Annotated in this window: 29 protein-coding genes; 8 read left to right on the top strand and 21 right to left on the bottom strand. The window is 40.7% G+C overall.

The genetic code is table 11. The features are described 5' to 3' along the window. Positions 1-105 precede the first annotated feature (105 nt). The 4 genes from IPN35_04275 to IPN35_04260 are packed head-to-tail and all read left to right on the top strand — an operon-like array spanning position 106 to position 3800. Complete coding sequence (locus tag IPN35_04275; GenBank protein QQS58792.1) at positions 106-1149, top strand: undecaprenyl/decaprenyl-phosphate alpha-N-acetylglucosaminyl 1-phosphate transferase; 1044 nt, start codon at positions 106-108, stop codon at positions 1147-1149. Further along, on the top strand, positions 1146-1865 hold the full coding sequence (locus tag IPN35_04270; protein QQS58791.1) for an FAD-dependent oxidoreductase: 720 nt from the start codon (positions 1146-1148) through the stop codon (positions 1863-1865). The genes IPN35_04275 and IPN35_04270 overlap by 4 nt, the downstream gene beginning before the upstream one ends. 58 nt (positions 1866-1923) lie before the next feature. Then, on the top strand, positions 1924-2826 hold the full coding sequence (locus IPN35_04265; protein QQS58790.1) for a BatD family protein: 903 nt from the start codon (positions 1924-1926) through the stop codon (positions 2824-2826). Continuing rightward, positions 2823-3800 carry a MoxR family ATPase gene (locus tag IPN35_04260; GenBank protein ID QQS58789.1) on the top strand — a complete coding sequence of 326 codons (978 nt, stop codon included), beginning with the start codon at positions 2823-2825 and terminating at the stop codon, positions 3798-3800. The genes IPN35_04265 and IPN35_04260 overlap by 4 nt, the downstream gene beginning before the upstream one ends. 18 nt (positions 3801-3818) lie before the next feature. On the opposite strand, the gene IPN35_04255 is transcribed toward IPN35_04260, so the two are convergent. The 13 genes from IPN35_04255 to rplP form a co-directional block, all read right to left on the bottom strand. Beyond that, positions 3819-5579 (bottom strand): ABC transporter ATP-binding protein, encoded by a 1761-nt coding sequence (locus tag IPN35_04255; protein ID QQS58788.1) that lies wholly within the window; start codon positions 5577-5579, stop codon positions 3819-3821. 83 nt (positions 5580-5662) lie between these two features. Further along, positions 5663-6157, bottom strand: coding sequence for a 50S ribosomal protein L15 (gene rplO, locus IPN35_04250; protein ID QQS58787.1), 495 nt, complete (start codon positions 6155-6157; stop codon positions 5663-5665). Between the two features lie 24 nt (positions 6158-6181). Continuing rightward, complete coding sequence (gene rpsE / locus IPN35_04245; GenBank protein ID QQS58786.1) at positions 6182-6820, bottom strand: 30S ribosomal protein S5; 639 nt, start codon at positions 6818-6820, stop codon at positions 6182-6184. 23 nt (positions 6821-6843) lie between these two features. Then, positions 6844-7191 carry a 50S ribosomal protein L18 gene (locus IPN35_04240; GenBank protein ID QQS58785.1) on the bottom strand — a complete coding sequence of 116 codons (348 nt, stop codon included), beginning with the start codon at positions 7189-7191 and terminating at the stop codon, positions 6844-6846. A gap of 12 nt (positions 7192-7203) precedes the next feature. Beyond that, positions 7204-7749, bottom strand: a complete 546-nt coding sequence (rplF, locus tag IPN35_04235) for a 50S ribosomal protein L6 (protein ID QQS58784.1) — start codon at positions 7747-7749, stop codon at positions 7204-7206. A gap of 20 nt (positions 7750-7769) precedes the next feature. Beyond that, complete coding sequence (gene rpsH / locus IPN35_04230; GenBank protein ID QQS58783.1) at positions 7770-8153, bottom strand: 30S ribosomal protein S8; 384 nt, start codon at positions 8151-8153, stop codon at positions 7770-7772. Positions 8154-8169: 16 nt separating this feature from the next. After that, positions 8170-8394 carry a 30S ribosomal protein S14 gene (gene rpsN, locus IPN35_04225; GenBank protein QQS58782.1) on the bottom strand — a complete coding sequence of 75 codons (225 nt, stop codon included), beginning with the start codon at positions 8392-8394 and terminating at the stop codon, positions 8170-8172. After that, entirely contained in the window at positions 8394-8933 is a 540-nt protein-coding gene (gene rplE / locus IPN35_04220) for a 50S ribosomal protein L5 (protein ID QQS58781.1), read from the bottom strand. Before rplE ends, rpsN begins: the two co-directional genes overlap by 1 nt. A 1-nt stretch (position 8934) precedes the next feature. Further along, the gene (gene rplX / locus IPN35_04215; GenBank protein ID QQS58780.1) at positions 8935-9261 is read right to left on the bottom strand and encodes a 50S ribosomal protein L24; all 327 of its coding nucleotides are present in this window, start codon (positions 9259-9261) and stop codon (positions 8935-8937) included. 78 nt (positions 9262-9339) lie between these two features. Continuing rightward, on the bottom strand, positions 9340-9708 hold the full coding sequence (gene rplN / locus IPN35_04210; GenBank protein ID QQS58779.1) for a 50S ribosomal protein L14: 369 nt from the start codon (positions 9706-9708) through the stop codon (positions 9340-9342). Then, on the bottom strand, positions 9705-9956 hold the full coding sequence (rpsQ, locus tag IPN35_04205) for a 30S ribosomal protein S17 (protein QQS58778.1): 252 nt from the start codon (positions 9954-9956) through the stop codon (positions 9705-9707). The genes rplN and rpsQ overlap by 4 nt, the downstream gene beginning before the upstream one ends. Beyond that, positions 9953-10162: a 50S ribosomal protein L29 gene (rpmC, locus tag IPN35_04200; GenBank protein QQS58777.1), complete on the bottom strand. Its 210-nt coding sequence runs from the start codon at positions 10160-10162 to the stop codon at positions 9953-9955. Before rpmC ends, rpsQ begins: the two co-directional genes overlap by 4 nt. 7 nt (positions 10163-10169) lie before the next feature. Further along, positions 10170-10586, bottom strand: coding sequence for a 50S ribosomal protein L16 (gene rplP / locus IPN35_04195; GenBank protein ID QQS58776.1), 417 nt, complete (start codon positions 10584-10586; stop codon positions 10170-10172). Between the two features lie 815 nt (positions 10587-11401). On the opposite strand from rplP, the gene serS reads away from it, so the two are divergent. Continuing rightward, positions 11402-12667 carry a serine--tRNA ligase gene (serS, locus tag IPN35_04190; protein ID QQS58775.1) on the top strand — a complete coding sequence of 422 codons (1266 nt, stop codon included), beginning with the start codon at positions 11402-11404 and terminating at the stop codon, positions 12665-12667. A 4-nt stretch (positions 12668-12671) separates the two neighbouring features. Here serS and IPN35_04185 read toward each other — a convergent pair whose 3' ends face one another. From IPN35_04185 to IPN35_04150, 8 genes are all read right to left on the bottom strand, one after another. Continuing rightward, the gene (locus tag IPN35_04185) at positions 12672-13055 is read right to left on the bottom strand and encodes a response regulator (protein QQS58774.1); all 384 of its coding nucleotides are present in this window, start codon (positions 13053-13055) and stop codon (positions 12672-12674) included. Between the two features lie 19 nt (positions 13056-13074). Further along, entirely contained in the window at positions 13075-13530 is a 456-nt protein-coding gene (locus IPN35_04180; protein ID QQS58773.1) for a type II secretion system protein, read from the bottom strand. A 68-nt stretch (positions 13531-13598) separates the two neighbouring features. Further along, positions 13599-14000 carry a hypothetical protein gene (locus tag IPN35_04175; GenBank protein ID QQS58772.1) on the bottom strand — a complete coding sequence of 134 codons (402 nt, stop codon included), beginning with the start codon at positions 13998-14000 and terminating at the stop codon, positions 13599-13601. Continuing rightward, positions 13997-14533, bottom strand: a complete 537-nt coding sequence (locus tag IPN35_04170; protein QQS59936.1) for a prepilin-type N-terminal cleavage/methylation domain-containing protein — start codon at positions 14531-14533, stop codon at positions 13997-13999. Before IPN35_04170 ends, IPN35_04175 begins: the two co-directional genes overlap by 4 nt. Further along, positions 14509-15933: a hypothetical protein gene (locus IPN35_04165; GenBank protein QQS58771.1), complete on the bottom strand. Its 1425-nt coding sequence runs from the start codon at positions 15931-15933 to the stop codon at positions 14509-14511. Before IPN35_04165 ends, IPN35_04170 begins: the two co-directional genes overlap by 25 nt. Further along, positions 15884-16330, bottom strand: a complete 447-nt coding sequence (locus IPN35_04160; GenBank protein QQS58770.1) for a type II secretion system protein — start codon at positions 16328-16330, stop codon at positions 15884-15886. The genes IPN35_04165 and IPN35_04160 overlap by 50 nt, the downstream gene beginning before the upstream one ends. Beyond that, the gene (locus tag IPN35_04155) at positions 16327-18129 is read right to left on the bottom strand and encodes a type II secretion system F family protein (protein ID QQS58769.1); all 1803 of its coding nucleotides are present in this window, start codon (positions 18127-18129) and stop codon (positions 16327-16329) included. The genes IPN35_04160 and IPN35_04155 overlap by 4 nt, the downstream gene beginning before the upstream one ends. A gap of 38 nt (positions 18130-18167) precedes the next feature. Beyond that, positions 18168-19967 carry a type II/IV secretion system protein gene (locus tag IPN35_04150; GenBank protein QQS58768.1) on the bottom strand — a complete coding sequence of 600 codons (1800 nt, stop codon included), beginning with the start codon at positions 19965-19967 and terminating at the stop codon, positions 18168-18170. A 37-nt stretch (positions 19968-20004) separates the two neighbouring features. Between IPN35_04150 and IPN35_04145 the strand changes: the two genes are divergently transcribed. From IPN35_04145 to IPN35_04135, 3 genes are read left to right on the top strand one after another with little or no spacing between them, the layout of a single operon-like run. Next, complete coding sequence (locus IPN35_04145) at positions 20005-21474, top strand: HAMP domain-containing histidine kinase (GenBank protein QQS58767.1); 1470 nt, start codon at positions 20005-20007, stop codon at positions 21472-21474. Continuing rightward, the gene (locus tag IPN35_04140) at positions 21446-22162 is read left to right on the top strand and encodes a response regulator transcription factor (GenBank protein QQS58766.1); all 717 of its coding nucleotides are present in this window, start codon (positions 21446-21448) and stop codon (positions 22160-22162) included. The genes IPN35_04145 and IPN35_04140 overlap by 29 nt, the downstream gene beginning before the upstream one ends. 14 nt (positions 22163-22176) lie before the next feature. Then, positions 22177-23922, top strand: coding sequence for a PAS domain S-box protein (locus IPN35_04135; protein ID QQS58765.1), 1746 nt, complete (start codon positions 22177-22179; stop codon positions 23920-23922). Positions 23923-24347 lie beyond the last annotated feature (425 nt).

Genomic DNA, 24347 nt, shown 5'->3' with positions numbered 1-24347 from the left:
AGACTTCTTAAAGACTATTCCGAATAGGAATAGTCTTTTTTTTCTTGTATTCTCTTTTTCTTTTCTCTGTGAGAAAATGGGTGCACCTCTTTGCTCCCTTGAAAAATGTCTTTCTGGTTTTCTCCACTTTTTCTTATTTCCTTCTCTTTTTGTTTGAGTCTCTTGTTGTGTTTTGCAACACTTCATTTTTTTCCGAGAATAGGACTTCTCGATCGTCCAGAAAAATATGGGTATAAGCGCTCTCCTATTCCTTATCCCGGAGGAGTTGCTCCGATATGTGCTTTTCTTGTTTCTATTCTTCTTTTTTTTCCAAAACTCAATGTCTCCCTCCTTTTTTTCTGTGGAGCTGTTTCCTGTATTGCCCTTGTAAGTTTTTGGGATGATCGACGACATCTTCCTTCGGCATTTCGACTCCTGATTCATTTTTGTGCCGCAGGAATGGTTGTTTTTTCTGGAGTTTCTATTGAGTATTTGGGGAATCCATTTGGAGAGACACTCTTTCTGAGAGATGCTTTTTTCTGGCTTCCAGAGATTATAACGATGCTTTGGATTGTTGGCTTTGCCAATATCCTCAATTGGCTTGATGGTGTTCCGGGGCTTTCTTCTGCTTCTGCTGCCTCTGCGGGTAGTTTTTTGGGGTGGCTCAGTCTTACCCCACTTGTTTCTCAAACAGAAATTGCACTCCTTTCCTTTGTATTTGCTGCCTCTGCATTTGGATTTTTCCTCTTCAATATTCCTCCTCCAAAAATGCTTCTCGGAGATACGGGCGCTATGTCTTACGGATTTATTATTGCCACGCTTTCTGTTTTTTCTGGAGGAAAAATGGCGACCATTCTTCTTGTTTTGGCAATTCCATTTTTTGATGCGTTGTTTGTGATTCTTCGGCGTCTTCTCTCGAAAAAAAATCCCCTTCAAGGAGGGGATGAATTGCATTTACATGATCGCCTTCGAAAAGCGGGTTTTTCTGATCGCATGATTCTTTTGTTCTTTTTTCTGCCATCTGTTTTTTTGGGATGGGCGAGCCTTCAGCTTGAAACCTTTGGAAAAATTCTCCTTCTTGGGGGTATTATTATTGGATACTTGATAATATCCCTGCTGCTCGATACTTCTCTTCGTCAAAAGAATTCTCTTTCTTTCCATTCGTCATGAGTAAGATTCCTAATCCCTCTTTTTCTGCCAAACTTGTGCAATTTGAAGACGTTGCACACGAAACGAGGTCTTTTCGATTTTGTATTTCTTCTGAGACTTCTCCCTCCTCTTTTTCTCCTGGACAATTTCTTCTTCTCTGTTTACCAGATGATGGCGCTCGTCGTGCCTATTCTCTTGCATCTGCTCCACAAGAGCTTCCATTTTTTGAATTGGTAGTGAAACACGTTCCTAATGGAAAAGCGAGTACATTTCTGTGGGACTCTCTTCCTGGAAAAGTGGTTGATTTTCTTGGACCTCTTGGGAAATTTGGCATTCGTTTTCCTCAGAAACGGCAAATCTTTTTTGCTACTGGAACAGGAATTGCCCCATTTCGGAGTATGCTTCATTTCTTTTCTTCTGAGTCAAATGCGCCAGAGATCTTTCTTTTCTTTGGAGTTCGAAATGAGGAATATCTCTGTTTTCAAGAAGAGTTTTCTCATTGGGAATCCAAAAGCCCAAAAAGGTGTCATATCACTTTTTGTGTGAGTCAGCCAAAGCTTCCGCCAGAAAACTATAGAGAGGGACGTGTAACAACTATTGCATCCACACTAGACGCAAGTTTTTTTGAAAATGCAGAAGTCTCACTTTGTGGGGGATATACTATGGTAAAGGAAATGCAACAAATTTTGATGGAAAAAGGAGTTTCCCCTGAGCACATTAATCGAGAGAGTTGGTGAGATAAACGGATATTGAAAATATCCATGAAAAACGGTATGCTCTTTCGCGATACGAAATATGTTTTCGCGCATTCTTCTTTCTGTCAGCGCTTTCCTTCTCCTTTTTCTTCTGCCGATATCTTCGGGAAGAAGCGAAGGGTCATTTACAGCAGAACTTGTTTTACAAACGGAAAATATTATTGTGAATGAATCCTTTTCTGTGAGTCTTATATTGCGAGGAACCGGAGATGCTTCTATCGCTTCTGTAAATGTACCAATTCCACCAGAGTTTATACAGCAGGGAACTTCACAAAGTAGTCGAATGACAGTTGTGAATGGGAAAATGAATTCAGAATTCCAATTACATACCACGATTCTTCCGCAGAAGACCGGAACTTTTTCCCTTGGTCCAGCGACTGTTGTTTTTTCCAGTGGAGAAAAAATTCAATCGAATATTCTCTCCCTTTCTGTCATTTCTCCTCCAGAAATTCATCAGAAAGATAATTCAGAATCTTCCGAAGCCTCTTTTATGAAGGATGAGGAGCACATTCCAGAGCAAAAAAAAGTGTGGAACACCACGGCAGTTTTACTCTTGGTTATTGGGGTGTGTGCAGGAGGAATATCTTTTCTTCTTGGTCGAAAAAAAAATCGCATCTCCAAAGTTATTCCCTCAGAGGAATTTTTTCCTCCTAAAACTCCTGATATTATTCTTCCGCATGTTTCCGAAGATGACGCTGTTTTTGCGAAAAAACTTCTCTCTGCTCTCCGTCTTTTTATTTCGCATACAGAGGGGATTTCTGCCGAAGAGATGACGAGCAGAGAAATTCTCGCTGTTTTGCAAGAGCGTTCTTCTCAGCTTCTTCCGTATGTTCAACCTCTTTTAGAAACATTGGATGGCGCGCTTTTTGCTCGAAAATCTCTTGATAAAACCAATCTCCTTCATCGCACACATCATCTTTTTTCTTCTTTTCCCAACGTATGAGTAAAAAAGAAATGGATATTTCTTCTGCCAATGTTTTGCTTCAAGAAGTATTGGCAGAAATGAAAAAAGCTATTATCGGTCAGCAAGATCTTTTGGAGCGACTTGTTATTGCTATTTGTTCCGGTGGACATGTCCTTCTTGAGGGCGTTCCGGGTCTTGCAAAAACGAAGTCCATATCCACTCTTGCAAAAACTATGGGTGTTCTTTTTCGTCGTATTCAGTTTACCCCAGATCTTCTTCCTTCCGACCTCATTGGAACACGTATCTACAACCCAAAAGATCACACTTTTTCTGTAAAAACAGGTCCAGTTTTTGCCAATTTTATTCTCGCGGATGAAATCAATCGTGCACCGGCGAAGGTTCAAAGTGCTTTGCTCGAAGCTATGCAAGAAAAGCAGGTGACTATTGGAGAAGAAACCCTTGCCTTGCCATCACCATTTTTTGTGTTGGCGACACAAAATCCTATTGAACAAGAGGGAACCTACGCGCTTCCCGAAGCCCAAACAGATCGCTTTCTCATGAAGGTAACCGTTTCTTACCCCTCTCCAGAAGAAGAAATTGCCATTATGAATTTGAATGAAACTTTTGAAGAAGAAGAGTCAAAGAAGGTAATCTCGGGAAAAGATATTCTTGCACTTCAGAAAATCTGTAAAAAAGTATACGCGGATGATTCTATAAAGCATTACATCCGAGATATTGTTTTTGCGAGTCGACACCCAGCATCTGCCGGAATTCCCGACCTTACGCCACTTATTGCCTTTGGCGCTTCTCCACGTGCTTCTATAGCGCTTCTTTTGGCTTCAAAAGCAATGGCACTCTTGAGGAATCGAGATTTTGTGACGCCAGACGATATAAAAGATATTGGAAAAGATGTTTTGCGACACCGTATTATTCCAACCTACGAAGCAGAAGCAGAAGAGGTAACAACAGATCACATTCTCGATCAGCTTTTTGGTGCAGTTCGGGTTCCCTGAGAAGTCTCACAAATCTTCTCAAAGAGAAACATCATCCTCTTGTAAAAATCCTCCAGACTGATGTTCCCACATTTCCGCATAGCACCCCTTGTTTTTGAGGAGCTCTTCATGCGTACCATCTTCCGCAATCTTTCCTTTTTCGAGTACAAGAATTCGATCAACTTGCAAAATAGTTGAAAGTCGATGAGCAATAACAATACTCGTTCGATTTTTGAGAAGCGCTTCTATCGCTCCTTGAACTGCTTTTTCAGTAATGGAGTCGAGCGCACTTGTCGCCTCATCCAGTACGAGAATGGGAGCATCTTTGAGAAATGCACGAGCAATAGCAATGCGTTGTCTTTCTCCACCTGAAAGCTTGACTCCACGTTCTCCTACGAGTGTGTCAAAACCATTTGGAAGGGCATTGATAAAATCAATCGCTCCTGCTTTTTCTGCCGCCTTCCGGATTTCTTCTTTTGAGGCTCCTGTTTTTCCAAAGGCGATGTTTTCTGAAATACTTCGAAAGAAGAGTTCTGGCATTTGCGGAACAAGGGAAATGCTCCTTCGAAGCGATTGTTGCGTTACATGAGCGATATTCTGTCCATCAATAGTGACGGTTCCAGAAGAGATATCAAAAAATCGCAAGAGAAGTTTTGTGATAGTTGTTTTTCCAGATCCTGTGTTTCCAACAAGCGCTACGCTTTGTCCAGCAGGAATGGTGAGGCTGATGTTTTGAATTTCTTGTCGATCTCCAGAATAGGAAAACTGAACATCGTGAAAGGCAATATCTCCTTTTTTTACAACAATTTCTGGAGCATTTGAGATATCTTTTACTTCCTCTTCTTGTTCCAAAATTTCTCCCATCTCTTTCGCGTCAGCGATAGCGCGAAAAAGTTGCCGAAGATTCTTTCCAAAGTCCCACAGTGTGCGAAACAGGGGAATAAGAAATGTTTCGAAAAAAATGAAATCCCCAACATTTGTGGTTCCTTTCTTCCATCCATTGATGAGCACAAGAATGATTATAATTTCCATAGAAATCATGAGAAAGCTCTGAATGGCAAAGGAAAAATTGTTCAAAATCCATGATTTTCGATTCTTCTTCTCCCAATAGCTTGTGGCATGTTTCGCCCTCTCGAACTCCTCTTCTTCTTTTGCGAAGCTTTTTACGGCGCCAAAGTTTCCCCAAGAGTCGGTGAATACTCCTCCTACTTGCGAATCTGCTTTTGCAACCGCCTCATCATATTTCAGTTTCCAACGGGAGAAGAAGTAGTTTCCTCCAATAAAAAGGATACTCCACACGCCAAAAAGAAGTCCGATAATTGGTTTTTGAATTGAAAAAATAGTGAGAATAATGAGGATGTCGAGAATATTTCGAAAGAGAATAAACGAGAGCTGATCGAAGAATGTTTCGAAGGCATTTACCAAACGACCTGCTTTTTTGACAAGACTTCCAATATGTTCTTCTTGGAAGAAACGGAATGACTTTTTTTGTATGATCGCAAAAGATCGCTGGTCAATGTCTCGCATAGACAGGCTCTCGAAATGAATAATTGTCCACTCGAAGATTCTCCATAAAAAAAATGTGCACACGTAAAGTCCAAAAATGCTCAAGAAGACCTGATGGAGAAGGACTTCACTTTCTCTTGATGGATCATTGGAAAATATATTTGCAATTTTTCGCAACAGAAATGGATATCCGCTTTGAGTGATGCTGACGAGAGAAATACTCATAATCATTCCCACAAGCCACCACTTGTATTTTCGTATTTCTGGAGCAAAAAAGTGAAAAGTTTTTTTCATAGAGATTGATGCAGATAAGAGATAAAAAATACAAAAAAACCGCTTTTTCAAGCGGCTTTTTCAAATGTGTTTCTAAGATTTCTTTATTGAGGAGCTTCTTCTGAAACATTTGGTGCCACTTGCACTGAAGACTTCTTTTTTGGAACAGATCCCTTCTTGTTTTGAAGAACACTTTCCGCAGATTTGGAAAAAGTAATACCTTCAAATGAAACCTGTTTTGTAAGGGTACCAGTTGCCAAAATTTTTACGGGTTTATTGAGGTTTCGAATAATTCGCTTTTCGAGGAGAGTAGCAGGAGAAACGACCTCTCCATCTGAAAATTTCTTTTCAAGAATATGAAAATTGATGGCAAGAAATTCAACACGATTTGGATTTCGAAATCCTCTTTGTTTTGGAGTTCTGCGGAGCAGGGGAGTTTGACCTCCTTCAAATCCAACACGAACACCTCCTCCAGCACGAGCATTTTGCCCTTTCATTCCTCTTCCGGAATAGTTTCCAGACCCACTTCCATCGCCTCGTCCACGACGAACCTTCTTCGTTCTGCTTCCTACTGCCGGTACTAAATCTGATCGTTTCATAAAAATCGTTTATAAAAGGGACAATTATTTTGCCAAAGCTACTGTCTCTTTGGCAAACTCTTTCTTTTCTTCCTTTGGTTGGGAAAGGTTTTTAAGAGCAATCATCATTGCTTTTCCTGAAGAGATCCTATTGCTCGTTCCAATATTTTTTCCAAGAATATCCTCAATTCCAGCAAGATCTGCAATTTTTCGCATAGCACCTCCGGCAATAATTCCTGATCCTGATTTTGCTGGCATAATAAGTATTTTTGCCGATTTAAATTTTACTTTCATTTGGTGTGGAATGGTTCCATTGACCATGGGGACAGTAATAAGATTTTTTTTGGCATCCCGAACGGCTTTTTGAATAGCTTGTGGCACTTCTGCTGCTTTATCTGTTCCAAAACCAACTCGCCCTTTTCGATCACCAATAACAACAGTGGCACGAAAACGCAAACGACGTCCTCCTTTTACAACGCGCGTTACACGGTCGACCTGAAGGAGCTCTTCTTCAAATTCTTTTGCTTCTCGTTCCCCACCTTCTCGACGGTTTCTCTTTCGGCCTTTCCCTCCTGAGCGCTCCCCTTTTCCTCTTTTTCCTCCTCGAGAAGAAACACCCTTTTCTTCTTCTGAAGTATTTAAATCCTCACCTGAGGGGGTCGTAATTTTGATTTCATCGCTCATATGTAGTCTTAATAAGAAGAAAATTAAAATTGAAGACCAGCTTCACGTGCCGCCTCTGCAATTGCTTTTACTTTTCCATGATATTGGTAGCCATTTCTATCAAAAACGATAGACTGCACCTTTTTTTCTTGGGCACGCTTGGCAACTTCTGTTCCTATTTTTCTGGCGGTCTCCATGGTTGATCCGTTTTTCTCTTTTAGTGAGTGTACTGAGGCAACGGTCACTTGTTTTTCATCATCTATGATCTGCACATAAAGTGCCCGATTACTACAAAATACGAGCATTCTTGGACGCAGAGAGGTTCCCTTTCCAATCGTCTTTCGAACTCGATTTTTACGATTGAACCATTGTTGTCGTTTTTTCATAGTCATAACTTTAGAAAATTATTTTTTCCCAGCCGCTTTTCCAACTTTTCGTCGAACATGTTCTCCGGCATATCGAATTCCTTTTCCTTTATAGGGCTCTGGTTTTCGAAGGGAGCGAATTTCAGCGGCAAATTGACCAACTTTTTGTTTATCAATTCCCGAAAGAACAAGTTGCTTTGTGTCCTTATCGATCTCTGCTGTAATTCCTTCAGGAGTAATCATCTCAACAGGATGAGAAAAACCAAGACTGAGTGTGATTTTTGAATCGGAAACCTGTGTTCGATACCCAACTCCGATGATCTCGAGTCGAATAGAAAATCCTTCGTTTACACCGGTAACCATATTTTGAATAAGTGCCCGAGTGAGTCCATGAAGTGCTCTGTCCTCCTTCTCATCACTTTTTCGCACTACTTGTAGCATTCCCTCCTCCATTGAAACCGAAACATGAGAGTGATGAGAGAATGTGAGCTCTCCTTTTTTTCCTTTTACTGCGATGATGTCACCTGTTATGGATACTTCTACTCCGTTAGGAATCACAACCGGTTGTTTTCCAATTCGTGACATATGATGAAAAGTAAGAAAAATTAAAAAATCTCACAGAGTACCTCCCCCCCCATCTTCCCCATTCTCGCTTCAGTGTCGGTCTTAAGACCAGAGCTTGTGCTGATGATGGAAATTCCAAACCCATTTTGTACAGAGCGGATTTCTTTAGCAGATTTATAAACACGTCGTCCAGGGCGACTTACTCGCTTTAGGGAGAGTTGACCACGTGTTGGAGAGAGTGAGATTCGAAGCACTGGAAATTTTCCACTTCTGTCTACTCGTGATTTCTCAATAAAACCTTCTCGTTCAAGTATTGTTCCCATCTCCTCTTTTATCTTTGAGTAGGGACACATAAGTACCTCATTTTTTGCTTGCGAGGCGTTTCGGATGCGCGTCAAGAAGTCTGCAATGGGATCGCTCTGCATAGGAAAAAAAATAAAATTACCAACTCGATTTTGTAAGCCCTGGAATCTCACCCCGACGAGCATGTTCCCGAAGGCACATGCGACAAAGACCAAAAAATCGAAAGTAGGATCGTGTTCGTCCGCATTGGTTACAACAATTATAGGCACGAACACCCATTTTTGCCTTCTTCCCGAGAAGAGCAGCTCGTCGAACCTTTTCACGCTTTCGTTCAGCCTTTACGATCATTGATTTTTTTGCCATCAGGATTTTTGAAAGGGAAAACCAAAAGCCTCTAAGAGGAGTTTCGCTTCTTTGTCATTTTTGGCACTCGTGGTGAATGTTACCTGCACTCCAAAAGAACGAATAATTTCATCAGTAGGAATTTCTGGAAAAATAAGGTGGTCTCGAATTCCAAGTGAGTAATTTCCTCGTCCATCAAACGATCGTGAAGAAAAGCCACGAAAGTCTCGAATACGAGGAAAAACAATTTTCACGAGCCGTTCCAAGAAGTCATACATCTTCTCTTTTCGCAGTGTAACAGAAACACCAACAGGCATTCCCTCTCGAAGTTTAAAGTTTGAAATCGACTTTGTTGAATTTCGAATAATTGGTTTTTGTCCAGTTACTCTCGTAATTCCATCTACTACTGAAGCAGGAGTTTTCTCATTTTTCAAATAACTTCCTACTCCAACACTCACCGTTATCTTTTGAAGAGCGGGGACTGCATGTATATTTCGATTCCCCAGCTTCTTTTGAAGCTCTGGAACAATATTCTGCCGATACTCTTTTGTGAATGACATATTAAGATTTTACAAAAGGACGTTCAATATTTACTCCCGAAATCTGTGCGATGCGGTATTTTTTTCCATCTTTTCCTCGCTCATAGCGAACACGAGAGCTCTTTTTCGTCTCTGGACAAATGATTTTTACGTTTGAAACATGAATAGGCGCCTCAAACTGAATCTTTCCTCCAGGACTCTTCTGGTCTCTTTTTTGGTGCTTGGTGCAAAGGTTCACCTTCTCCACGACAATTCTCTCTTCTGAAGGAATAGTGCGAATGACGTTTCCCTTCTTTCCCTTGTCCTTGCCGGTGATAATGACGACATGATCGCCTTTTTTGATTTTCACGATGAGAAAAAAGCCGGAAAATTTTGCCCTAGAGGAAAAGTGTTTGTCAATGCCTTTCTGAGTGTTCTTTGTGTTTTGCTAAAGAACATCAGGGGCTTGAGAGATAATTTTCTGAAAACCCATTGCACGAAGCTCACGAGCAACAGGACCAAAAACACGAGTTCCACGAGGGTCTTTTGCGTTATTGACAATGACAACAGCGTTTTCATCGAAACGAATGATGGATCCATCTTGACGACGAACGTCGCGTCGCTGTCTTACTACTACTGCTTTTTGAACAGACTTCCGTTTTACAATGCCTTTTGGAGTAGCCTTTTTTACGGTAACGACAATAATGTCTCCCACTCCTGCGTATCGACGTTTACTTCCGCCGAGTACTTTAATACACATCACTTCTTTTGCGCCGGTATTGTCTGCAACAGACAGAATGGTTTGTACTTGAATCATGATTGTTGAAGTGAAGAAAATTCTTCTGATGTCACAACTCGCCAACGTTTGAGGCGAGAGAGAGGACGTGTCTCAAGGATAACTACTTCATCTCCTACTTGCACAGTATTCCCTTCGTCATGTGCATGAAACTTTTTTGAAACGCGATATCTCTTGTGATATTTCGGGTGCATCTCATATCGATGAACGGTTACCACCACTGTTTTATCGCCAGATTTCTTAGAAACGATTCCTTTTTTTGTTCTCATAGAGTGGCAGAAAAACCAATGGAACGCTCATTCAAAATAGTTTTGAGACGAGCAATATACTTTTTAAATTTTCCCTTTTTAGAGGTGTCTTTCTCTTGTGAGGTGACAATTTTCATACGGAGTCCCACAAGGTGATGCTCTGTCCGCAAAATTTCATTACGGATTTCATTATCAGAGAGGTCCCGAATTTGTTGAGTTGTTTTCATGAAGATATTAGAATTCTTTTTTCACAAATTTTGTCTTCAGAGGAAGCTTATAGGAAGCAAGGCGAAATGCCTCTCTGGCAATGCTCTCTGTAACCCCTTCCATTTCGAAGATAACTTTTCCAGGAAGAGTAGGAAATACATAGAACTCCACAGATCCTTTTCCCGATCCCATCGGAACTTCTGCGGCCTTTTGAGTAACAGGCTTGTGTGGGAAAATACGTATCCAAAGCTTTCCTGTGCGTTTCACGTATCGGTTAATAGCTCTTCGAGCTGATTCTATTTGGCGACTTGTAATTTCCCCTCGACCAATTGCCTTGAGTCCGTAACTTCCAAACGCAAGTTCAAAACCAGTTTGCGCCACCCCTCGAAGGGTTCCGCGTCCTCTGTGAACTTTTCGATATTTTAGCTTTTTCGGAATGAGCACGATTTATGAAAATGAAAGTGAGGAGAAGTCTCTCAAAAGAGACCACTCGCCAAAAAGCGCCAACGTATCTTGCTGGAAAACATAAGAGGCTGTCAACTTAATTTTTCGAATGGGATCATTCAAGAATACAACCGAACAAGAGATAAACTCATAAAGAATTCAAATATTTGTCATTTATTTTCTGCTTATGAAACTTTTTGCTCTCTCACGAACAAAAAAATGTTTGCTGAGCTCTTCCAGCAGGGGAAATAAATCAGGATATATTGGATATGTCGCCGCCTGTATTCTTCTCTGAAAAAATTAAGATACATCGGTAGCACTTCTAAGATAGAGTTTTTCTCTGTCTTCGATGACCTTAATTCTCAAACCTATAAAACCATACCCACCTCTTATGAAGAAATGGGAATGGCTCAAAAAGATGAGTAAAGAACATTTCCATAACATCAGAAAACACTTCTCTTAATGTCCATTGGTATTTTACGAGGAGATAAGGATTATCACTCTTCGCAAAAAATACATCCGGTTGGAAAAAATGAAGCTTCGAAAGACAATCCAGAGATCGAACGATTCAATAGAACACTTTAAGAAGAATTTATCCAACTCGGAAATCGGATACTTGATCCAAGTGAATTCAACCCAAAACTGACTGAATGACTTATATTCTCTAACTCCGAAAGACCACAACGATTATAAAATACCTCTAGAGCATTATGAACGTACCTCAAAAGTGCCTATGATATTGTTATCCAGAACATCCTCTTTTGAAACAAAAAGATCTGTGGTAGCATCCCTCCTGACATCTCTTTTGTTATTCTATGCTCGATATTCGCCTTCTTCGGGAACAGTCCGAAAAAATACAATCCGCCCTTACTCGAAAAGGTATTCCTGATAATACAGTCGCTCGTCTTCTTGAAATTGATGAGAAGCGTCGTGAGTTTATGGTGCATTGTGATGAATTTCGTTCTCGTCAAAATGCGGAGAATAAACGTATTCCAACCCTTTTTGGTGCGGAAAAAGAGTTGGCACTTGCGGAGATGAAGATGGTTTCGGCATCACTCAAAAAAGCGGAGGAAGAATTGCGAGCGGTACAATCTTTCTATGATGATCTTCTCAACACCCTTCCAAATCCACCATTTTCTGATGTGCCCGATGGAGGAGAAGAAGATTTTGTAGTAATGAAAGAATGGGGAGACATTCCTGAATTTTCTTTTTCTCCCAAAGAACATTGGGAAATTGCCGAACGTCTTGGAATTCTCGATATGGAGCGAGGAGCAAAAGTTTCTGGTTCGCGTTTTTATTTTCTTCGGGAAGAACTTGCCATTCTCCAAATGGCACTCATGAACTGGGCTTTTCTCGAAATTCAAAAACTCGGTTTTTCTCCTACTATTCCTCCATTTCTCACTCGAAAAGAGGCTATTTTTGGAACGGGGTATCTTCAAAAAGATGAAAACTATGTGGTGAATCCTGGGGTGGATGATCTTTATCTTATTGGGACGAGTGAGGTTCCTCTTGCGAGTTATTACGCTGGAGAAATTCTCGAGGAAGAGGAGATGCCAAAAAAGTTCGCGGGATATTCTCCGTGTTTTCGCAGGGAAGCAGGAAGCTATGGAAAAGACACAAAAGGGATTTTACGAGTACATCAGTTTGAGAAAATCGAAATGGTGGCACTTTGTCTTCCTGAAGAGTCTTTTTCTATTCACGAGCAAATGCGAGAAGCAGAGGAAACGCTTCTTCAAAAACTCGGAATTCCCTATCGGTTGGTGCTTATTGCTGCTGGAGATCTTGGTTCGAGTGCGGCAAAAAAATATGACATTGAAGCGTGGCTTCCAGGGCAGGGGAGATATCGTGAGGTAACGAGTACATCAAATTGCACCGATTTTCAGGCACGTCGTTTGAATATCCGTATTCGCCAAAAAAATGGAGAAATTGTTATGGCACACACACTCAACGGCACAGCAGTTTCAAGCCGTCCGCTTGTTGCTATTCTCGAAAATTTTCAGCACGAAGATGGATCGGTCGATATTCCAAAAGTTCTCCATCCATTTACTGGTGGTCTCACGAGAATCTCCCTAAAAAAATAACTCCTTATTTTTCAGAAAGGTGCTTCTTTATTATTTTTACGATGTCTGCCATGCTCGTATTCGCCTTGACGAAATAATCTTGCGCCCCCATTTTGTGGGCGCGCTCTTGGTCTTCTTTTTGTCCCAAGTTTGATGCCACAACAATTGGTACATGAGCAAAATCTTTTTTTTTTCGTATTTCCTCAAGAACAGAAAATCCATCTCTTTTTGGAAGAATAATATCAAGAAGAATGATGTCCGGTTTTTCTTTTATTTTTTGAAGTGCCTCCTCTCCGTCTTCTGCAAAAAGAACTTCAAATCCCTCTTTTTCTAGCTTGAGGCGATATACCTTGAGATATGAAATTTCATCTTCAACAACGAGAATCTTCTTTTTTTTGGTGTTCGTCATCTACTTTTATAAAATAGAATTATCGTGTTACGGCAATAGTTTCGCCTTCTTCTGCATCTGGAGCACTAACAGTGACACGTCCATTCGCAGATTTTACAATTTCGTATCCAGCACCATTTCCAGAAGCTCCGGTTGGGTCGCTTGGAATACCAACAATGTATTTTTCATTGAGGACAAGTGTATCAAAATCGACGAGTCCTGTGCAGGTTCCAGAGGGGTCGGCGCAAATCTCGGTTTGGGTTGTTGTAATAACTGACGGAATCGTTCCTTTGTTATCAATGGCATACTGGTATACGGCGTTCAAAATGGTGTTCACATCTGATCGGCGTTGAGCATTTCGTGTTTCGGCGAGCTGTTTCCCTGGGTTAATCGCCAAAATAACAATTCCTGCAAGAATAGCAATGGCGGCAACAACGAGAAGAATTTCAAGGAGGGTGAACCCTTTTTTGTTTAACGAGGTATCATAGTATTTCATAATTTTGTTTTAGAAAAAAATTTCATACATATAATAACCTATTTTTTTGAATATAAAAAGATATTTTTTCAAAAAGAAGCAACCTCTTTCCATGAGGAGATGATGATTTCTGGATCAATATCTGATACTTCTACTTCTACGCGCGAAAGAGCATCTCCTGCGATTCCTTCTGCCTGTACAATGTTTCCTCCTAATACAGCAACAACTTCACACGAATCATCTCCAAAAGAAAGCGTTTCTCCTCCCGAGTACGAAGTATTTTGTCGTAATTCATTCAGTCCATGTTCTGCGCAGGCGTGCGCGAGTGTCCGTGCGCGAGCTCCTTCGGTAAATGTAGTGCTCATACGGAGAGAATCGGTACTGAAAAACAGGATAGCACTGGCAATAATTGTTCCAATAGCACCCGTCATGAGAACGGAAATAAGAAGGACATATCCCTTTTGCCGACGGAGAAATTGACGAATATTCATGGAGTGCGAAGGCTGGCGGAAGCGGTAAATGTTTTGGTTACATCAAATTCTGCTCGATTTTCTGGGTTGTAATGCGAGAGCGTAAGGGAGATGTGAAGAGTTCCGGGAGTGCCAGTGCGTGATCGGTTTTCAAAGGTGATGCTCTCAATTTGAACTCGAGAAGAATTGAGTGCCGCAAATGGATGAGCACCTTCTGCCATAACGAGTGTTGTTCCAAACGGAACAAAAATAGTGTTTTGCGCATTTGCAAAAATGGTGAGAGATGAAGAGCTTGCTCCAGAATTTGGAGAAACAATGCTCTCTGCATTACGTATTTCCTCGGTAATAACATGAAGAATTTGCGTCCCCTGAGAATCTACTTCGGCAACTGATTGCAGTTTTGCGCGCGTTCGAATTGATTCCAAAAAAAGCATGGAGGATCCCTGTAAAAGAACAGCGAGAAGCGCAATAGAAAGAAGTGCTTCTACCAGAGTAAATCCGCCATTTTTTTGAGTACTCCTTATGCTGTTTATTGGGGCATAAAAACAGAAAATTCTTCGGCATTATCTTCTCCTGCCACAAAGGCACGATCTTTTCCTTCATCGTAAACAATTCCGTCTATATCTCCTCCAAGATTGAGTGATCCCACAAGTGTTGCCGATGCGGGATTTGAAATATCCACCACCTGAAATTCTGCCGAATTTTCATCCGTTGCAAGGAACGCATATGTACCACTATTCCCAAGTGAAATACCATTGATAGCGCTTTGAGCATCAAATGTTCCGAGAAGAACTGGAGAGAGAGGACTCGAAATACTAAAAATAGCGAGTTCTCCGTTCGATCGTCCAACAAGAAGAGTGCTTCCAAAACCAGTGACAAAGTTTCCATCGTTGTTTCCTGTCATGTCATACGCTGTAGCGAAGAAAGGACTGCTCAAGTTGGAAATATCGATAATTTTGAGTTCTTGATTGTTTTGATTCGAAACAACATAGGCGTGAGACCCATTTATATACATTGCTCTATTATTTCCATTTCCGAGGTCTTCTGATCCAAGAAATGATGGGTTGGCAGGAGAAGAAATATCATACGTCAAAAATTCGTCGTTTCCGCTTGAAGCTCTTGTCAAAAAGAGCGTGTTTCCATCAACGGCAACCGATTGTCCATCTTGATTTCCCGAGAGATTGATCGTGTTGACGACTGAAGGTGAGGCAGGATTACTGATACTTATTACTTGAAGTTCTGCATTATTTTGATTGGAGGCGATATAGGCATAGTTTCCGATTACGGTGATGTCACGCGGATTCCCAGCAAGATTGAGCGACCCAATAACAGAAGGACTTGCGGTGTTGGAAATATTCAAAATAATAAAATCTGGATTTCCGCCATTTCGAATGAGGTAAACATAAGATCCCTGCAGAGCAAGGCGAATCCCATTCTGATTTCCAGAAAGATTACTTGTTGACTCTTGTGCCGGATTTGACCAGTTTCCTATAGTTGGGGCATCTGGAAGTCTCCAATCGGTGAGGCGTGTGAGGAGCGTTATCACCCCTGTTCTTCCATTTTGCCCATTCCAAGTGACTTCTGAAGAAATCTCTTTTTCACTCGCGCTAATGGTACTAATGGTTGTTGTTCTCGTAAAAACATCTGTCGTATCTGAAGAGCCCGAAAAAATCCATGTTCCGCCAGAAAGAGCAAGTCCGTGTGTTCCGTCTACTAAATTGGAAAAATCTTCATCTCGAATATTTCGGATGGCTTCGATTCCTTCTTCTGCGAGTAGTGTGGCACGAGCGTAGTTTCCAGAAACGGAAATTCCTTGAAGCCCGTAAACGAGAGCTCCCATAATGGCAGTTCCAAAGAGTCCCAACATGGTTACCCCAAGGAGTGCTTCTAAAGAAGAAAAGCCATTAGTAAAAAAGAAGCCCGTTCGCTCCGATGGTGATGGGAAGCGTATCATTAAGCGCCTGAAAGGAAAGCGTTCCTGCATTTTTTGGTTTTCCTGAGAATTTTTCGAAAACAGTTTCTTGTTGTCCAGAAACAGAGATGAGCTCAGGAATAGGAAGGGTCTCGTCAAAAGAGGTATTGCGTGTGGCGTACGAATCTCCTCCAAAAAGTATTATCTGTCCACCTTCTGCGTAGACACCCCAACTCATGTCGTGTGCAGAAGATTGAGCGAGTGTTCGTGCTCGTCGAAGAGTTTGCACGGTATTTTGTGCAGTAACATCAAGACTGCTTTTCTGAAGAAAAGCGAGAGAAACAGGGAGCGAGACTCCTGCAAGTGCGGTAAAGAGTGCTACCACGAGGAGAATCTCGAGGAGAGTAAAACCACTGTTGTATTTAGCAAAGTGCTTCATTCTTTTGTTTCTTGCACAAGTGATCCCAAAACCCAGCCGGTTTCTTCTTCGAAATGAATGTGAAACCACCCTTCTTCCTCTCCTATTTTTTCATATCGGTCCTCTGGAAGCATGGTTCCAATAATAGTTGCCTCTTGTGTTGGATTTGAGCGAATATTGAGTCCTTGCAGATTATCTTGGAGCCTTACAAGGGCAGGAGTATCTTCACTCTTCTCATCAGGAACGTCTTCTTCAATTTCTTGAAAAGATTCCTGCGTGTATGTGCCAAGCACCCAACCTTCTTCATTATTGGGAAGTGTAATTTTTTGCCATTGCCCTGATTCTTCACGGACGGGGTAACTATTTCCCGGAAAAATTTGTGTGAGAACTGAAAAATCTGTTGATGGACCACTTCGAACATTGAGCGCCGGAATATTCGAAAGCACTTCTATATTTTTTATATTCTCTTTCCTTGGCAAAGCCGGATATTCAAAATCCCCTAAAGAATAGAGTACATTCTGACTCTTTTCTTGGGAAAAATCTTCATTATCCTTCTCTTCTTTAGGTTCTGTTTGTTTTTCTGGCGTAATTGTTCCGATAATATTTTTTTGTATTTCCCCAGAAGCGTGTATTGGTTGTGGAATATTTTGAGATTCTGTTTGGGGAATGGTTTTGTGAGCAACAATTTTTGCTTTTGGTGGTGAAGAAATGCCGGTATTCATATTTCCAACCAGTGTATAAATGGGAAGTACTACAGCAAGGGCAACAGAAACAACACCAATCCAAATAATAATGAGCATAATCGGCTCCAGAAGCGCCGCCATATTTTTTGTGGTGTACTCTGTTTTTCCTTCATACGACTCTCCGATTTTGAAGAAGATTTGCGACAGATTTCCCGATTGTTCTCCAGAACTAATAAGTTGTTGAACAGGGGCAGGAATTAGTTTTTTTGTTTCTTTATGCTTTCCAAAGCTTTCTCCAAATGAAATACCTTCTTCCATATTTTCCCGAAGAAGACGATAGAGTTTTTTATAGGAGCGAAAAACAGAAGCCTTCTCGAGAGAGAGGAGTGCTTCAATGACCGATATGCCTGCTTCAAGCAGTGCACCCATCATGTATCCGAGGCGCGAGAGTTCGGCTTGTTTAATAAGTTGATGGATAACAGGAGTTTTTAGGAGAATTCCTTGGCCAATATGCTTGGTGCTTCGATGAAAAAATACAAAATAGAAAATGAGAAAAAAGACGAGCAAGAACGCTGGAATCGCAATATTCCCGTACTTTCCAAGGAAGGTTCCAAAGCCGATAAAAAGACTTGTGACGAATGGAAGATCAATTTTGAGTTGAGAAAAAACTACTGAAAGTCTTGGGAGAATAAACCATGAAATTCCCACTCCGATAAAAAGAGAGAGGAACAAAACAATCATGGGATAGGCGAGTGAAGACCGGACTCTCGAGAGCAGCATCCTCTGCTTTTGTTGTTGGAGTGCCACCATTTTTAAATTTTTTGGGAGTCGCCCAGATTCTTCTCCAATACGGAGGAGGGCAATAATATGTGGTGGAAGAATATTTGTTTCTTCTAGGGCTTTCCATACAGGAAGACCATTTTCAATATCCTCTTCTGCTTGCATCATCATGCGTTTCATTTGAGGAGTACGCATTTCTGTGGCGATTGAGCGAAGCGTCTCCGGTATATCCATACCCGATTCCACCAACATACTCAGATTTTCCAAAAGATTTTCCTGATCTTCCGCAATGCCAATTCGCGAAAAAATATTGAGTCCTCGTTTTTGATCTTCTTCCTTTTTATGTTTTTGAGACAAAAAGGAGAAAAACTCGTGCCAATGTTTCTTTTTTTTCATCATAACTCTGGTGGAGAGGCAACACGAAGAAGCTCTTCAAGAGTAGTGATTCCTTGACGTACTTTTAGCATGCCATCCTCAAAGAGTGTGATGGCACCTTTTTTTCGGGCAAGTGCCCAAATTTGTTTGCTTGAGGGATGTTGCAAAATAAGATCTTGAAGTTCTTGACTCACCGGAATGCACTCAAATATTCCGGTTCTTCCTTTGTATCCGGTGTGATGACAGGCAACGCATCCCTTGGCTCTGTAGAGGACTCCTGCTTCTTTGGGAAGGTAATCTTCAAACCGTTTTCGTATGTCCTTCATCTCTTCTGCATCGAGAGGAATACTATATCGACAGTGAGGACATATCTTTCGGATGAGGCGTTGTGCGCCAATAAGTTCAAGAGTGGAAGCAAGGAGAAAAGGCTCGACCCCCATTTCCAAGAGGCGTGGAATAGCAGTGGCGGCATCGTTTGCGTGAAAAGTTGAGAGGAGAAGATGTCCGGTAAGTGCAGCATTTACGGCAATTTCTGCTGTTTCTTCATCTCGAATTTCTCCAACAAGAATAATATCGGGATCTTGTCGAACAATAGATCGAAGTCCTTTGCTAAATGTAATATTCCTTTCTGTATTTACCTGAATCTGATTGAGTCCGGGAAGATGATATTCTACTGGATCTTCAATGGTCGTAATGTTGACTCCCGGATTACTAATAATTTGTAGTAGTGAGTAGAGTGTTGTGGTTTTTCCAGCACCGGTGGGACCGGTGACAAGAATCATTCCGAATGGCTTCTGAGATGCTTCTTCAAAAAACTTCTGATTTTCCCGAGAGAGACCAATTTCTGCAAGTTGAAGACTTTGTACATAATTTGTAAGGAGACGCATAGTCACTTTTTCTCCGCCAATAGTAGGAGCAATGGAAATGCGAATATCAATATTTCCCCCTGAAAAATCGTAGCGCATAGCACCATCTTGTGTTGTGTTATGTTCATCAATCCTCAGTCGAGATTGAACTTTAATATGATTAATAAGGTTTCCATAGTGTTCTTTTGGAATATTTCCGGCTTCCTTTAGAATTCCATCAATACGAAATCGAATAAGAGTTCCGTCCTCTTTTGGCTCTAGATGTATATCGGATGCTTGATATATAAGCGCATCTTCTAGAATTTCTTGAAGTATTTCCGGTGCAATTCGTATTTTTTTTGTGATAATCTGCGAGAATCTTGTTTTTAGTGGTTTTCGATATTGAACGAGCGCCATGTCTATTTCTTCGGGAAGAGCATAGAGCACCTCAATATTTTTCTTGGGAAAGAACTCAGATATTTTTTGGGAAATATTTTCGATAACTGGTGTATCGGTGGCAACGTGAACGGTTTCGTTTTTTTCCGAAACAAAAACAACTCTAAGGCTTGTGGCAGTTCGTTCTGGAATGTGAAATATATCTTCTTCCTTTTCGGAGGAATTTGCAGAGAGGTTCGCGTAAGGAATTTTGTAATATTCCGCAATAGCTTGCCCCATCAACACTCGCGAGAGTATTCCGTCCGTCACCAGAATTTGAAGCGGAGAAACATGAAGTATCTCAGCTTTTTTGAGGATTTTTTTGGCATCCTCTTCTAATAGGTATCCTGATTCGAGAAGAATATCAATTTCCTTTTTGGTTTTTGTCATGCTTTGTTTTTTTATACTTTCCACCATATTATACTCTTTTTCTTTCTTTTTCCATATTTCTTGAGTAGAAAAACAGAAGAGACAGAAATATTTGAGAAAAGGACAGTTTTCTTTTTGCCATTTTTCAAGTATAATAAAAGCAATATACAAAGAAACAAAAAAGATGATTTTTTTCCGCGGTTCACGTGTGGCAAATAAGCGTACCCCAAAAGAGAAAGAAAGATCATTTATTGATCTTTTGCGTTTTTGGCAGAATCTTCCTGTGACATTTTTTGGAATCACTCTTTCAGGAGCTTTAGTACTTAGTCTTTTTCTTGCCATTGAAGATACGCTTTACGCGCAAAATGAAAAATATCTCCACACGCTTGGAGAAATGGTATCGTCACATTTTCCTGCAGAACTTCTTGAGAAACTGCAAAGCTCTCATAATGGTGTTCCGGAAGATATCTCTGAAATTATGCGCCATGTTTTTGCGCAAAGTTCAGACATCTATTCCCTTCAGATTCTTACGAAAACAAATCATTCTAACGAACTTCAGGTTCTTTTTTCTGATCATCGTTTTGATCGTGACCGAAATGGCGACGGTAGTATCTCCGAAAGTGAAGAAGCTGTTCCTGTTGGAAGGATTCTTTCGATAGAACAGTCCGATTGGTTTTTAGACGCCTTTACAGAGACAAAAGTAAATCCAGATATTGTTTTTGATGCTCTCGGTGCGCTTCGACGAGTGGCGTCTCCGATATTTTCTTTTGGTACTGTGAACAAACGAACAAATGCTATCGTTCTTATGGAAATTGACCAAAAATATCATGTTCAAAATCTCAATGCGGTTCGCTGGCATTTTCTTGGGATCTTCCTCGGCATCATTCTTTTGATTATCCTCGTTTCTTCTTTTTTTGCACAGCAAGAGCGGATTCGCCATCACTTAGAGCAAACAAACATGCTCAAAGATAAATTTGTGGGTATTGTCTCTCATGAGCTTCGAACACCACTAACGGTTATCCGTGGTTTTATTGAGTTTTTTCATAAAGAAAAATACGGTCCCATTAATCGTCAGCAGAAGAGTATTCTTGAAAAAATTCATCGAAACGCTTCCGACCTGCTCCATTTGGTAAATGACATGCTCGATATTCAAAAGCTGGAAATCGGAAAAATGCAATTTCAAAAACAGACTTTTCTCGTCTCGTATCTTGTGGAAAATGTTGTTCAAGATTTTCAGGTTATTTGTGAAGAAAAGCAACTTTCTCTTGATATTACTCATCTTAATGATGCCAGCACCCCTGTGTTTGCCGATCCTGAAAAAACGCGAGAAGTTCTCATAAATCTCATTGGAAATGCGGCAAAATTTACTCCAGAAGGAGGAAATATTGAGCTCTCCTTCAGCAAATCACTTCGTCAGGGGTTTCTCACAATTTCTGTAAAAAATACAGGAGTCGGCATTCCTCCTGAGGAACAAGAACGTATTTTTGAGAAATTTCATCAGGTCGAAAATAAGGAGCTAGGGAAGGCAAAGGGGACAGGGCTTGGGCTCAGTATTGCCAAGGAGATTGTTCGACAAATGGATGGCGAAATATGGCTTACCAGTGAAATAGGCAATGGAACCACTTTCTTTTTTACTCTTCCTCTCTCCTATGAATCCCAAAAAAATTCTCATCATTGAAGATAACGAAGATCTTGTCGAGCTCTATAAAACTGCTTTTAGTGCGGAAGGTTTCGATGTTCGTTCAAAGGGAAACGGAATGGACGGCATTGTACAGGCACCTGAATTCCGTCCCGATGTTATTCTCCTCGATATCATGATGCCGCAGATGGATGGTTTTGAGGTGTTGAGTGCTATTCGTAATAATTCTTCTATGAATGTTTTTATTGCTATTAACAGCAATCTCAGTCGACAACAAGATATTGATCTTGCAAAGCGTCTTGGGGCAAATGTCTATTTACAAAAATCAGAATATGGTCCTACAGAACTTGTGGAAAAGATACAATCTCTTTTAAAGGGAGAAGTTCAGGAGGAAAATCCACTCTCTGTTTGTGGTGAGGCGTGTTCACCTCTTTTACCACCAGAAGTACAACAATTTTTTCTCATTCAACGAATGGAAGAATCGGACAATACGACTATTCTTCATGTGGAAGAAAAAAATATTCCTCTTCTTTTACATGGGCAAACCTTGTCGTTTCAAAATTTTTTACCAATTAAAAAAATGCAAGGTGGGAGTGTTTTTGGAAGAAATCTGCTTCTCCTTGTGCAATCTCGCCAATGGGTTTCTCCATCTGGAGATACGATATTAACGCGTCGCATTGTTTCTCTTCCTAGTGGAGGGCTTTCTGTTGCGGTGGTTCCTGTTTAATATTTTTCGACACAATGGAAACGCGTCATTTTTTACAAGAAAGCATTTCTTTTTGGGGTAATTCTTCGTTCTTTTTGGGTGTCTTTTTTGCCATCAGTTTTGCGTTTTTTGTTGTTGTTCTTCTTGCCATCTTCCATCGCTATCGTCTCTCTCAAATACAGCAGGAGTTCTTTTTTCGTGGAGCCCCCATTGCTTTTTTTCGTATGGATGCCAAGCAAAATATTATCGGCTGGAATTTAGAAGCCGAACGAATTACGGGGTATACGATACAGGAGATAAACAAAAAGAAACCGAATGCACTGATAGATGTAGATATTTCTTCTCCATTTTTTTCGGGTCAGCAAAATATTCTCGTGCTTCACAAAGAGGGAACCATAAAAACAAAACATGGAAATGATATGCTCATCTCAAAAAACATCTCTTGTATTATTGGAAAAAATGGAAAAGCCATAGAGGTGATTGGCTCTTTTGAAGATATGACAGAGCAACGACTCCAACAAAAGGAATCAGAAAAAAAAAATGAAAAGCTGCAACACCAACAGGATGTTATTCTTAAAATTCTTAAGGATATCGAGAACGAGAAACAAAAATATCAAAATCTTGTAAATGAGCTGAAGCAATTTCAACTTGCCGTGGAAAATGCTTCCGATCACATTATTATTACGAATGCTGAGGGAGTTGTTCTCTTTGCGAATAAAGCAATGGAGAAGCTTACCGGATTTTTACGAGAGGAGATTATAGGCAAGAAAGCAGGAACCCGAAAAAACTGGGGGGGGTTGATGGACAAGGAAACATACGCTCTTTTGTGGGATACGATTTCAAACAAAAAGGATGTTTTTCGAGGAGAAATGAGAAATCGTCGAAAAAATGGTGAGATTTATGATGTTAACGTTTCTATTTCTCCTATTCTCGACGAAAAGAAGAATATTCTTTTTTATGTTGGAATTGAACGGGACATCACCAGTGAAAAGGGGATCGATAAAGCAAAAAGTGAATTTGTTTCCCTCGCTTCCCATCAGCTCCGTACACCGCTGACAACACTCAACTGGTATGCAGAGCTTCTCCTGAGTGGAGATGCGGGAAAAATAAATAGAGAGCAAAGGGAGTTTCTTACTGAAATTGCACAAGGCAGTCAGCGTATGGGAGGGTTGGTTGATTCTCTTTTAAATGTCTCTCGCATTGATCTTGGAACGCTTGCAGTGGATTCAAAACCTATTGATATAGAAAAGACACTCGATGGAGTTCTTCAGGAGCTCTCGCTCTTTGTTGCTCAGAAAAAAATGCATATTGAGAAGAATATCACCGCACATCTTCCTCATATTCCTCTCGACTCCAATTTAATACACATTGTTTTTCAAAATCTTGTGGGAAATGCGATAAAATACACTCCCGAACAGGGGAAAATTTCTATTGATATTCATCGGGAAAATGGATTCTTTAAAATCACTATTTCTGACACAGGATATGGTATTCCGAAGTATCAAAAGGACAGGATTTTCTCAAAACTCTTTCGTGCTGATAATATTCAGAAAAAAGAGGTAAACGGAAACGGTTTGGGCCTCTACATTACAAAATCCATTATTGAAGAGTTTGGGGGAACGATTCAATTTGAATCCAAAGAAAATGTGGGAACAACATTCACCGTTCTCTTGCCCGAAAAAGGGATTCCAGAGAAGAAGGAGGGGAAACATCTTGATGCTGTAAAAAATTATGGCATTTCTTCCGAATCTCCTCCCGTCGATCTTGATCATGAAATTTGAGCATGGTGTCTGAAAGAATGGTGCCAGACGTATTGGGAAGATTCTCTTTCTTGCGTAGTGTTCGGGGGAAAAGATGTTTTCTGAAAAATACCTCTGCTTTCTCTTTGAAACAATGTTCGAGCAGATTACGGAAGTGTGAATCTCCCGTTGGTATTTTTTTGTCGGATATCTCTTCGCCGGTTTCGTATTTCACAAAGATTTGATTCTGTTTTTGTATGTTCCGAAAGACTTCTTCTCCGAATATTGGAATGAGCGTTTTTGTCCAAAATCCGAGATACGGATCGCCATTTGGAAGTGCAATGTGTGAGAAATTGAGTGCATTTTCCGTCACAAAAAACGAAAGACAAAAACGCCCTGCAATCTTTTTTCCATGTCGCCGAACCCCTAAAATATGGAGGATTACCGTAGAAAAAACGCGTGCCGTC

The sequence above is a fragment of the Candidatus Peregrinibacteria bacterium genome (assembly GCA_016699755.1).
GTDB lineage: Bacteria > Patescibacteriota > Gracilibacteria > CAIRYL01.
The sequence above is the reverse complement of the archived record's forward strand: the minus strand, read 5'-3'. Positions and strand labels throughout refer to the sequence as shown.